This is a genomic window from Microbacterium galbinum, assembly GCF_023101185.1.
GTDB lineage: Bacteria > Actinomycetota > Actinomycetes > Actinomycetales > Microbacteriaceae > Microbacterium > Microbacterium galbinum.
Window position 1 is genome coordinate 2,133,976 of record NZ_CP078077.1, and the last position, 11,352, is coordinate 2,145,327.

The 11,352-nt window shown below is 69.4% G+C and carries 12 protein-coding genes; 9 read left to right on the forward strand and 3 right to left on the reverse strand.

Features of this window, described 5'->3' with window-relative positions:
• Window positions 1-126 precede the first annotated feature (126 nt).
• Window positions 127-642 (reverse strand): GNAT family N-acetyltransferase, encoded by a 516-nt coding sequence (locus KV396_RS10410; RefSeq protein ID WP_247955672.1) that lies wholly within the window; start codon window positions 640-642, stop codon window positions 127-129.
• Between the two features lie 125 nt (window positions 643-767).
• Here KV396_RS10410 and KV396_RS10415 point away from each other — a divergent pair, with 125 nt between their 5' ends.
• Window positions 768-1,550 (forward strand): sulfite exporter TauE/SafE family protein, encoded by a 783-nt coding sequence (locus tag KV396_RS10415; protein ID WP_247624724.1) that lies wholly within the window; start codon window positions 768-770, stop codon window positions 1,548-1,550.
• Window positions 1,551-1,946: 396 nt separating this feature from the next.
• On the opposite strand, the gene aspS is transcribed toward KV396_RS10415, so the two are convergent.
• Window positions 1,947-3,728, reverse strand: coding sequence for an aspartate--tRNA ligase (aspS, locus tag KV396_RS10420; protein ID WP_247955673.1), 1,782 nt, complete (start codon window positions 3,726-3,728; stop codon window positions 1,947-1,949).
• Window positions 3,729-3,844: 116 nt separating this feature from the next.
• Between aspS and KV396_RS10425 the strand changes: the two genes are divergently transcribed.
• Window positions 3,845-4,243 (forward strand): DUF5684 domain-containing protein, encoded by a 399-nt coding sequence (locus KV396_RS10425; RefSeq protein ID WP_247955674.1) that lies wholly within the window; start codon window positions 3,845-3,847, stop codon window positions 4,241-4,243.
• A gap of 1 nt (window position 4,244) precedes the next feature.
• Entirely contained in the window at window positions 4,245-4,874 is a 630-nt protein-coding gene (locus KV396_RS10430; RefSeq protein WP_247623249.1) for a histidine phosphatase family protein, read from the forward strand.
• Between the two features lie 25 nt (window positions 4,875-4,899).
• On the opposite strand, the gene KV396_RS10435 is transcribed toward KV396_RS10430, so the two are convergent.
• Window positions 4,900-5,859, reverse strand: coding sequence for an NAD(P)/FAD-dependent oxidoreductase (locus KV396_RS10435; RefSeq protein WP_247955675.1), 960 nt, complete (start codon window positions 5,857-5,859; stop codon window positions 4,900-4,902).
• A 210-nt stretch (window positions 5,860-6,069) separates the two neighbouring features.
• Here KV396_RS10435 and KV396_RS10440 point away from each other — a divergent pair, with 210 nt between their 5' ends.
• The 6 genes from KV396_RS10440 to ccsB all read left to right on the forward strand — a co-directional run bounded on the left by KV396_RS10440 (window position 6,070) and on the right by ccsB (window position 11,303).
• A complete protein-coding gene (locus KV396_RS10440) occupies window positions 6,070-6,555 on the forward strand; it encodes a MarR family transcriptional regulator (RefSeq protein ID WP_247623247.1) in 486 nt (161 codons plus the stop codon).
• Window positions 6,556-6,621: 66 nt separating this feature from the next.
• Window positions 6,622-7,026, forward strand: coding sequence for a MerR family transcriptional regulator (locus tag KV396_RS10445; protein WP_247955676.1), 405 nt, complete (start codon window positions 6,622-6,624; stop codon window positions 7,024-7,026).
• 64 nt (window positions 7,027-7,090) lie between these two features.
• Window positions 7,091-7,741 (forward strand): TlpA family protein disulfide reductase, encoded by a 651-nt coding sequence (locus KV396_RS10450; RefSeq protein WP_247623245.1) that lies wholly within the window; start codon window positions 7,091-7,093, stop codon window positions 7,739-7,741.
• A complete protein-coding gene (locus KV396_RS10455; RefSeq protein WP_247955677.1) occupies window positions 7,738-8,499 on the forward strand; it encodes a cytochrome c biogenesis CcdA family protein in 762 nt (253 codons plus the stop codon). The genes KV396_RS10450 and KV396_RS10455 overlap by 4 nt, the downstream gene beginning before the upstream one ends.
• Before the next feature lie 43 nt (window positions 8,500-8,542).
• A complete protein-coding gene (gene resB, locus KV396_RS10460; RefSeq protein WP_247955678.1) occupies window positions 8,543-10,321 on the forward strand; it encodes a cytochrome c biogenesis protein ResB in 1,779 nt (592 codons plus the stop codon).
• A gap of 4 nt (window positions 10,322-10,325) precedes the next feature.
• Window positions 10,326-11,303, forward strand: a complete 978-nt coding sequence (gene ccsB, locus KV396_RS10465; RefSeq protein WP_247623242.1) for a c-type cytochrome biogenesis protein CcsB — start codon at window positions 10,326-10,328, stop codon at window positions 11,301-11,303.
• Window positions 11,304-11,352 lie beyond the last annotated feature (49 nt).

Sequence of the window (11,352 nt, forward strand, 5' to 3'; positions counted from 1 at the left end):
GGCGGTGCGCCGGTTCGGGTTGCGAGAGGAAACTATGGGCCGTGAGTTACCGGCCGGAGCGGCGTGGGTGAACGGAGGGTGACCGGGTGGTGGCGGGGTGGGGTGCGCCCCGTCCTGGCGCGGAGTTCAGGCGGTCTCGACCGTGTATTTGAAACCGAGATGTGACCCGATATACCCCAACTTCTCGTAGAAGCGGTGGGCGTCGGTGCGCGCGGCATCCGAGGTGAGCTGCACCATCGCGGCTCCAACAGCGGGTGCGGCCTGCTCGCCGACCCAGCGCATCACCGCCGATCCGATGCCCGACGACCGCAGGTCGCTCCGCACCCGCACGGCCTCGACGAGCAGCCGCCGGGCGCCCCGACGCGCCATGCCCGGGATCGAGGTGAGCTGCAAAGTGCCGACGATCGCCCCGTCGAGCTCGACGACGAGCAGGTCGTTCGACGGCTCGGCGAGGATGTCGAGGAGCGCCTCGGCATACGCCGGCCGGTCTTCCGCCGAGGCGACATCGCCGCGCGCGGCACTGATCGGGTCGTCGGCGAGCAGGGCGATCACGGCATCCGTGTCGTCGGCCGTCGCGCGGCGCAACACCGCGCTCCCCAGGCGCGACGCGAACGGGTGCGGCAGTGGGAGGGCCTCGATCATGGCTCCAGTCTGCCAGCGGGCGCGTCGCACGCTGACGAGCGGATGCCGGTGCGCGCCCGAGTCTCTGGAATCATGGCCGGGTGGATATCGGCACCGTGCTCGGACTCGAGCAGCTCACCTGGGGGATGCTGCTGCTCGTCGTCATCGCCGCCTTCGCCGCGGGCTGGATCGATGCCGTCGTCGGGGGCGGTGGGTTGCTGCAACTGCCCGCGCTGCTGCTCATCCCCGGGATCGCGCCGATCCAGGCGCTCGCGACCAACAAGCTCGCCTCGGTGTTCGGCACCGCCACCAGCAGCGTCACCTACTATCGGCGCGCGAAACCCGACATCCGCACCGCGATCCCGATGGCCCTCATCGCGCTCGCCGGATCGTTCGGCGGGGCTGCGGTGGCCACGCTGCTGCCCGCCGCGGCGTTCAAGCCGATCATCGTCGTGGCCCTGCTCGCCGTCGCACTCTTCACCGCCTTCCGGCCGCAGATGGGCGCGGCGACCATGCTGCGCTTCCACGGGCACAAGCACCACATCATGGCCGGCGCGGCCGGTCTCGTGATCGGCTTCTACGACGGCATGATCGGGCCGGGAACGGGAACGTTCCTCGTGATCGCGCTCGTCGCGCTGCTCGGCTACGACTTCCTGCAGGCCAGCGCCAAGGCCAAGATCGTCAACCTCGCCACCAACCTCGGTGCGCTGTTGCTCTTCATCCCGCACGGCTCGGTGCTGTGGGTGCTCGGAGGGATTCTCGCGGTCGCCAACGTCGCGGGCAGCTACCTGGGGTCGCGCATGGCGATCTCGCGCGGCACGAAGTTCATCCGCGTGGTGTTCCTCGTCGTGGTGATCGCCCTGATCGCCAAGCTCGGCGTCGACGTGTGGAACGAGAACCTCGCTCCGGCCCTCGGACTGGCCTCCTAGGGGCGGGAGCCTTCGACAGGCTCAGGGGACCAGTCTCGCGGGGCGGGACCCTTCGACAGGCTCAGGGACCCAGTATCAGGACCCGGGTTGCTGAGGTCTTGGATCCGAACTGGGTTGCCGAGGCTGTCGAAGCATCCCCGCCGGCGTCAGCATCCGTTTGCACGGAGTGCGCACGCCTGCACGGCGACACGGGCGGATGCTCCGTGCATGTGTGATGCGTCCGTGCGGGTGTGCGGGGCGGGGCCCTTCGACAGGCTCAGTGACCCCGTCTCTCGGGCAGGGCCCTTCGACAGGCTCAGGGACCCAGCTCAAGTCGAACCCGGGGACGCGACAGGCCCAGCACCCGGAACCGGGTTACTGAGCCTGTCGAAGCATCCCCCAAGGGGGGGCAGAGGGTCAGGCCTCGTCGTCCTCCGGCTCGTAGTCGACGCCGGCCTCGGCGCGCTGCTCGGCCGAGATCGGAGCGGGCGCGGCCGTGAGCGGGTCGTAGCCGTTGCCCGACTTCGGGAACGCGATGACCTCGCGGATGGACTCGGTCTTCGTGAGGTGCTGCAGCACGCGGTCCATGCCCAGCGCGATGCCGCCGTGGGGCGGCGCGCCGAACTTGAACGCGTCGAGCAGGAAGCCGAACTGCTCATCGGCCTGCTCGTCGCTGATGCCCATGACCTCGAAGACCCGCTTCTGGATGTCTTCGCGGTGGATGCGGATCGAGCCGCCACCGAGCTCGGAGCCGTTGCACACGATGTCGTACGCGTAGGCGAGGGCCGATCCGGGGTCGGTGTCGAACGTCGCCTCGAACTCCGGCTTCGGTCCGGTGAACGCGTGGTGCACGGCGGTCCAGGCTCCGGCGCCGACGGCCACGTCACCCGAGGCCACGGCGTCCGCCGCCGGCTCGAACATCGGGGCGTCGACCACCCAGGTGAAGGCGAACTCGTCGGGGTTCAGGTAGCCCAGACGGCGACCGATCTCGACGCGCGCGGCACCGAGGAGGGCGCGGCTCTCCTTCGTGGCGCCCGCGGCGAAGAACACGCAGTCCCCGGCCTCGGCGCCGACGAGCTCGGCGAGACCCGCCTGCTCGGCCTCGGACAGGTTCTTGGCGACGGGTCCGCCGAGCGTTCCGTCCTCGTTGAAGAGCACGTAGGCGAGGCCGCGGGCGCCGCGCTGCTTCGCCCAGTCCTGCCAGGCGTCGAGCTGCTTGCGGGGCTGGCCCGCGCCACCGGGCATGCGCACGGCGCCGACGTACTCGGCCTGGAAGACGCGGAACGTGGTGTCGGAGAAGTGCTCGGTCGCCTCGACCAGCTCGAGGCCGAAGCGCAGGTCGGGCTTGTCGGAGCCGTACTTCGCCATCGCGTCGGCGTAGGTCAGGCGCGGCAGCGGGGTCTGCACCTCGACGCCGATCGTCTTCCACATGGCGACGACGAGCGACTCCATCAGGCGGATGACGTCTTCCTGGTCGACGAAGCTCATCTCGATGTCGAGCTGCGTGAACTCGGGCTGGCGGTCGGCGCGGAAGTCCTCGTCGCGGTAGCAGCGCGCGATCTGGAAGTACTTCTCGACGCCGCCGACCATGAGCAGCTGCTTGAAGAGCTGCGGCGACTGGGGCAGGGCGTACCAGCTGCCCGGGCTCAGGCGCGCAGGCACGAGGAAGTCGCGGGCGCCTTCCGGCGTGGAGCGCGTGAGCGTCGGGGTTTCGACCTCGGTGAAGTCGTCGGCGTGCAGCACGTCGCGGATCGCCTTGTAGACGTCGGAGCGCAGGCGCAGGGCGGATGCCGGGGCCGGACGGCGCAGGTCGAGATAGCGGTACTTGAGGCGGGCCTCCTCGCCGACGGTCTCGCTGTCGGCCAGCGCCGTCGAGACCTGGAAGGGGAGGGGAGCGGACTCGTTGAGCACCTCGACGGTGGTCGCGATGAGCTCGATCTCGCCGGTGGGCAGGTTCGGGTTGGCGTTGCCCTCGGGGCGGCGCGACACCTCGCCCGTGACCTTGAGCACGAACTCGTTGCGCAGCGGGTGGGCGATCTCCTCGTCGCGGATGACGACCTGGGCGATGCCCGACGCATCCCGAAGATCGATGAACGCGACTCCTCCGTGATCACGACGGCGATCGACCCACCCCGCGAGGGTGACGGTCTGACCGATGTGCTCGGCTCGCAGTGAGCCTGCCGAGTGGGTGCGAAGCACGGAGTATTCCTTCTGTTCTGTGAACGGGCGAACCCGCCCATTCTACGGGGGCGCGCGGCGTGTCTCCGGCGGGCGGAGGGGATCAGTAGGGTGGCAGGGAAAAGGAAGGTGCTCCCATGCAACTCGCCCTCGTCCCCGCCGCCGATGTGCCGGTCGTCCCCGATTTCGTCTCCGCGTTCTTCTCGGGGACCACGAGCGTCATCGGCATCATCTTCTACGTGCTGCTGGCGATCGCCTGGTGGAAGGTGTTCACGAAGGCCGGGTACCCGGGCATCCTCGCGCTGATCCCCATCGTCAACGCGATCTTCCTGCTGCGCATCGCCGGGATGTCGGGCTGGTGGGTGCTGCTCTACCTGGTGCCGATCGCCAACGTCATCCTCGCGATCGTCGTCGCGGTCAAGGTAGGCGATCGCTTCGGCAAGGGCGGTGCGTTCTCGTTCTTCCTGCTGTTCCTGATCCCGTTCATCGGATACTTCATCCTCGGGTTCGGGGACTCCCGCTACCGCAAGGCCTGACGTGCCGGCATCCCGTCTGCACCTCGTCCGTCACGGCGAGGTCCACAATCCCGGCCGCGTGCTCTACGGCCGTCTGCCCGACTTCCACCTCAGCGACGACGGACGGCGCATGGCGCAGTCGGCGGCCGAGCACGTCGCCGGTCTCGGTCGCGACGTCGAGGCCCTGCGATGCTCGCCGCTGGAGCGCACGCAGGAGTCGGCCGCTCCGTTCGCCGAGCGCTTCCACCTCGAGCCGGTGCTCGACGAACGCGTCATCGAGCCGACCAACGTCTTCGAGGGCACGCAGATGCGCCGCTCGCTCATGAACCCGCTCAACTGGTGGCATCTGCGGCAGCCCTCGGTGCCCAGCTGGGGCGAGCCGTACGTCTCGGTCGCCGAGCGCATGCGCGCCGCGATGGACGAGCTCTGGCACACCACCGAGGCGGGCGACGCGGTGATCGTGTCGCACCAGGCACCGATCTGGATCACGCACCTGTCGGTCGCCGGACTCCCGCTGCGGCACGATCCGCGCACCCGGCGCTGCGCCCTGTCGAGCGTGACCTCGTTCGAGCGGGTCGGCGACGTGTGGCGTGAGGTCGACTACGCCGAACCCGCGGCGACGGGCGGCGCGGTCGACGTCGGCGCCGTCTGAGGCATCCCGCTCGCGGCCCTGGGAGCTACGCGCCCTCGGCCATCAGCGACTGGATGTGACCGACGGCGGCGAGCTGACCCGCCGCGACCGCCAGCGCGACCGCGGCCATCGCGCCGGGCAGCGAGGCCCGATGTGCGATGTCGCCCGCCGCCGACACCCCGGCGACGGACGTGCGGCCGAAGTCGTCGATCTCGATCGCGCCGGACGGGAGCATCGCGAGTCCGAGCTGCTCGGCGAACGGGGCGCGCTGGCGCGAGACCACCGAGGCGACGAAGATGCCGGCGACGGATGCTTCGCCCTCCGCCGTGGTCAACCTCACCGTCTCTCCCTCCCGCGCGATCGACAGGGGTGACGAGGAGGCGACGACGGCGCCGAGCGCCTCGAGGGTCGCGCGATCCTCCTCCGCGAAGGAACCCTCGGTGGGGAAGACCGTGATCGACGACACGATCCGGCCGAGCAGCCCGATCAGATGGGCGGCGCGGGCGGCCTCGCCGATCACGGCGATCGGCTTGCCCGCATGCTCGTGCCCGTCGCAGAACGGGCAACTGAACGCCCCGACGCCCCACAGCTCCTGCAGCCCGGAGATCGCGGGCAGTTCGTCGGCCATGCCGGTCGCGAGCACGATGCGCCGCGCCGCGACCGTGCCGCCGTCGGCGAGTTCGAGCGTGAACGCCCCCTGCTCTCCGTCGATCCGCTCGACGCGGGCATCGCGCACCTCGACGTCCGCGTACTCCGCGAGCTGGGCGCGGGCGATCGCGCGGAAGTCGGCGGGCGGGGTGCCGTCGTTCGCGGCGACGTTGTGCATGTGCAGCACCGTGCCGTTGCGGTACTCGCCCGAGTCGAGCAGCAGCGCCGAGCGGTGCATCCGTCCCAGCGTCAGCGCCGCCTGCAGGCCCGCGGGGCCTGCGCCGATCACGATCACGTCGTACATGAGGGGTCCTTCCGACCGGTGGATCTTGTGTTCGCGATCAGTCTGTGACTTCATGTCGGGATGAAGTCAAGCGATGGGGCGCGAGGTTGACATCACTAGCTCGGCTAGTAATCTAGTTTTGCGAGCATTGTCCGGATGGTCGCACCAGACGGAGGGAGCGGGACATGATCGAACGGGAAGAGATCGCTGCGAACGAGGATGGCGCGGGCGCCGAGGGGGAGCGCTTCGGGAAGTGGTTGTCCCTGATCAATCAGGAGGACTGAGGTGAGCACCGCGGAGGCTCCCGCCACCATCTGGAACGCGATCGATCAGTCGTACGCGCTCGACGTCGCCCGCGCCGTGGAGCGCGTGCGCGTCGCGGAGGACCAGCTGGCGCGCCGACGTCAGGCGTCGTGTGGACCGAGTCCGCTGCTCCGCGAGATCACCCGGCTCATCGCCGAGGCCGACCATCGCAACGAGGCGATCACTCCCGGTGACCTCGCGTCCGAGTTGCAGGTGACGACCGCCGCGATCTCGAAGGCGCTCGAGAAGCTCGAGACCGCGCGGGTCATCACCACGCAGCGGAACCCCGCGGACAGTCGCTCGAAGCTTCTCGTTCCCCTGCGGCGGATCGATCCCTCGGAGGGGCTCGACGCCACGGCGGTCGCCGTCCACCGGATCGCGACGGACCTGAGCGCCGAGCAGTCGGCGGTGGTGAGCGACTTCCTCGAGAAGGTCGCCGACCTCATCACGAGGGAGTGCCGGGACTGACGGCGTCGCTTCGGCGGTCGAGCGGCGGACCTTGCGTCCACGCTCCGTTTGTGACTTCATGTTGGGATGAAGTCACACGCTGAGCATCCGTGGTCCGTCGGCGATGTCGCGGCCCGCGTCGATCTTCCCACCAACGTGCTGCGCCACTGGGAGTCGGTCGGACTGTTGACCCCCGCCCGCGACGACGCCGGCCGCCGTCGGTACGGCGAGGACGACGTCGTGCGCATCGCCGTGATCCAGCGCAGCAAGGCCGCGGGCATGACGCTCGATCAGATCGCGGTGCTGCTCGACGACAGCAGTTGGGGGCGCCATCAGGTGCTGCAGTCGCACATCGACGACATCGACCGCCGCATGGAGGAGATGCGCCGCTCACGCGCGATGACCGAGCACGCGCTGCGCTGCCGCTCGCACGACATCGCCACCTGTCCGCGTTTCCGGGCCGGCGTCGACGACGTGCTGTCGCGGTTCTGAGGGGCGCCGGTGGCGGCGCCCGCGTCCGGCCTAACCATAGGAACCTCGGCGTAAACTCGTAACCGTGCCACTCGCCTCGAGGATTCACCCGATCCGCAGCGGCCGCCCCTCCCGCACTCGCCGTTCCCGGCGTGCGGTCGGAGCCGCGCTCGCCGCGGTGCTTGCCGTCGGCCTGACCGCCTGTGCTCCGGATGCCGTGAGCGAGTCGTTCCTGAGCGGCGAGAACACCGGCTACGTCGCCGCCGACGGCGCGATCCAGGAGATCCCCGTCGCCGAGCGCGGCGAGCCGATCGACTTCTCGGGCGTCACCGAAGACGGCGAGGCCTTCGACAGCGCCGACATCGCGGGCCAGGTCACGGTCGTGAACTTCTGGTACGCCGGCTGCGCGCCGTGCCGCGTCGAGGCCGGCGATCTCGAGTCGGTGTGGCAGGAGTACGAAGACCAGGGTGTGTCGTTCGTCGGCATCAACACCCGCGATCAGGCCGACACGGCCAAGGCCTTCTCGACCGAGTTCGAGATCACCTACCCGAGCCTGATCGACGTCGACACCGCGCAGGCCAAGCTCGCCTTCGCGGCCGAGACGCCCATCCAGGCCACCCCCACCACGCTCGTGCTCGACAAGCAGGGCCGCGTCGCCGCCCGCATCATCGGGCCCATCGACGGGACCTCGATCCTGTCCACGCTCGTCAAGGACGCGCTCGCGGAGAGCGCGTGAATCCCCAGGACATCATCGGTTCGGGAGCGCTCTGGCTGGCGATCCCGGTCGCTCTGCTCGCCGGGCTCATCTCGTTCCTGTCGCCCTGCGTGCTGCCGCTCGTGCCGGGGTACCTCGGCTTCCTCGGTGGATCCGTGGCTCCGCGCGCGGGCGCGGGCGCGACGGATGCCGTGGCCCCGGGTCGCGGTCGCCTCGTCGTCGGCGTGCTCCTCTTCATCGCCGGGTTCAGTGCCGTCTTCGTCGCGATCACCTCGCTCGGCGGCGTCGCGAGCGTCTTCCTGATCCAGTGGGGAGGGCTCATCACGCGCATCCTCGGCGTCGTGATCATCCTCATGGGCCTCGTCTTCCTCGGGCTGTTCGGCTTCGCGCAGCGCGAGCTGCGCTTCCACGTCGACGGCAAGTACGGCGTCATCGGGGCGCCGCTGCTGGGCATCGCGCTCGGCATCGGCTGGGCGCCCTGCCTCGGCCCGACCCTGACGGCGATCTTCGCCCTCTCCTTCAACGCCGGCGACCCGGTGCGCGCGGGGGCCCTCGGTCTCGCCTACTCCCTCGGCCTCGGCATCCCGTTCCTGCTCGTCGCGCTCGGCTTCGGCTGGGCGACCACGGCCATCGGATTCCTGCGCCGCCACATCCGCGTCGTCAACATCATCGGCGGCGTGCTGCTGATCGCGCTCGGCGTGCTGATGGTGACGGGGCTGTGGACCGACATCATGTCCCGACTGACGGCGGTGATGAGCAGTGTCATCCTCCCGCTCTGATCACGAGACGACCGAGAAGAAAACCCGGAAGAACGAGAGTGCCGTGAGCAGCAAGACGCCCAGGTCCAGCGATCCGCTGCGGCCGTCCGACCACGTCGACGGCGACGACTCGATCACGCAGCCGCGCCTCGGTTTCGTCGGGTGGCTGCGCTGGGGCTGGCGCCAGCTGACCTCGATGCGCACCGCGCTGATCCTGCTGCTCGTGCTCGCGGTCGCCGCGATCCCCGGATCGATCTTCCCGCAGCGCATGGCCGACCCTAACGGTGTCACGCAGTGGCAGCGCGACAACCCCGATCTCTTCCCGATCCTCGACGGCCTCAAGCTCTTCGACGTCTATCTGTCGCCGTGGTTCTCGGCGATCTACCTGCTGCTGTTCACCTCGCTCGTCGGCTGTGTGATCCCGCGCATCCGTCACCACTGGAAGGCGCTCCAGGCACGGCCGCCCCGCACGCCCGCGCGTCTGCAGCGGCTCGACGACTTCCGGGCCGTCACCCGCGACCTCTCCGCGACCGCGGGGAACGGCGAGAAGACGGATGCCGAGGCCGAGGCATCCGCATCGATCGCCGTCGCGACCAAGCAGCTCAAGGCTCTCGGCTATCGCGTCGAGCGCTACGACCGCGGGCGCACCTTCTCGGTGTCGGCCGAGCGCGGGTACTGGCGGGAGACCGGGAACCTGCTCTTCCACCTCGCGCTCGTCGGCGTGCTAGTCACGGTCGCCATCGGCGGCGGTTTCGCGTATACCGGTCAGCGGGTGCTGGTCGAGGGCGAGACGTTCGCGAACACGCTCGTCGACTACGACTCGATGAACCGCGGACGCTTCGTCGCCGACGACGCCCTCGCGCCCTACTCGATGCGCCTCGACACCTTCGATGTCTCGTACACCCCGTTCGGCGAGGCGGGTTCCGGCCAGGCCGGCGACTTCTCGGCCAACGTCACGGTCAAGGAGAACGGGGAGGAGCGCACCGGCTCCATCAAGGTCAATGAGCCGCTGCCCGTCGCCGACGACGACATCTTCCTGCTCGGCAACGGTTACGCGCCCACCATCACGGTGCGCAACGCCGACGGCGACGTGGTGTTCACGAACAGCGTGCCGTTCCTGCCGCAGGACACCAACATGACCTCGCTCGGCGTGATCAAGGTCACCGACGGACTCCCCGAGCAGCTCGGCCTGCTGGGCTTCTTCTACCCGACGACCGCCGTGCTCGACACGGGCGCGTTCTTCTCGGCCTACCCCGCGCTCACCAACCCGACGCTCACGCTCGACGTGTACTCGGGTGACCTCGGCATCAACGACGGCACCCCGCGGTCGGTCTACGTGCTCGACACCACCGACCTCACCCAGCTCACCGGTCGCGCGGTCGACAAGGACTCGATCGAGCTCGCTCCGGGCGAGACCGCCGACCTGCCGAACGGCATGGGAACGGTCACCTTCGAGGACGAGTCGCCCGAGGGTGCGACCGACGCCACGCAGTCGGTCAAGCGCTTCGCCTCGCTGCAGATCCACCGCGACGAGTCCGGCGTCTGGGTGCTCGGCTTCGCGGTGCTCGCGCTCGGCGGACTCATGCTCGCGCTGTTCGTGCCCCGCCGCCGCATGTGGGTCAAGGCCACGGTCGAGGGTGACTCCGTCTCGCTCGAGTACGCAGGCCTCGCCCGCGGCGAGGACCCGACGATCGCGGTGGCGCTCGACGACATCGTCGCCGGCCACGGCCGCCTGCTCGATGCGGCCGGGGGTACGGTCGCCCGCGAACCCGCCGCCGACGACCTCGCCGAAGATCTCGCGGATGCCGACCCGACGGCATCCGACTCCCCGAAAGTAGACTGACACCATGTTCGACCTCGAAGTGATCTCGCCGGTCCTGCTCTGGACCGCGATCGCGATCTACGCCGCGGCTTTCATCGCGTTCGCATTCGACCTCGCGCGCCGCTCGCAGATCTCCGCCGACGCGCAGACCGTGCGCGAGGCCGAGCTGGTCGGCGCCGGCGCGCGCGGGGGAGCGACGCTCACGGCCACCGGAAAGCCCATCGAGCCGAAGCCCCAGCGCTTCGTCATGGCGCGCATCGGCACCTCGCTCACCGTTCTCGCGTTCATCTTCCACCTCGGTGCGACCCTCACCCGTGGCTTCGCGGCCGGTCGCGTGCCGTGGGCGAACCTCTACGAGTTCGCGATGATCGGCACGCTGCTCATCATCGCCGTCTACCTGATCGTGCTGGTCAAGGTCGACCTGCGCTTCCTCGGCACGTTCATCACCGGCCTCGTGGTGGTGCTGCTGGGCCTGTCGTCGACGAACTTCTACGTCGAGGTCACGCCGCTCATGGACCCGCTCAAGAGCGTGTGGCTCGTGATCCACGTCTTCGTCGCCTCGCTGGGCACGGCGTTCTTCGCCCTCGCCTTCGCGCTCTCGGTCATCCAGCTCATGCAGTCGCGGCGCGAGCGCCTCGTCTCGGAGGGTGCGGCCAAGACCGGCCCCGGGTTCCTGCGCACGTTCCCCTCGGCCGAGCGCCTCGAGAGCATGGCGTACCGCTTCACGATCATCGGGTTCATCCTCTGGACCTTCACCCTCATCGCCGGTTCCATCTGGGCCTACTACGCGTGGAGCCGCTTCTGGGGCTTCGATGTGAAGGAGACCTGGACCTTTGTGATCTGGGTGCTCTACGCCGGCTACATCCACGCCCGCGCGACCCGCGGCTGGCGGGGAAACCCCTCGGCCTGGCTCGCGATCGTCGGCTTCACGGCCGTGCTGTTCAACTTCACGATCGTGAACGTGTTCTTCAAGGGTCTGCACGCCTACTCCGGCATCAGCTGAGGCATCCGCCCCTGACATCCACGACGCCCCGTCTCCTTCCGGAGGCGGG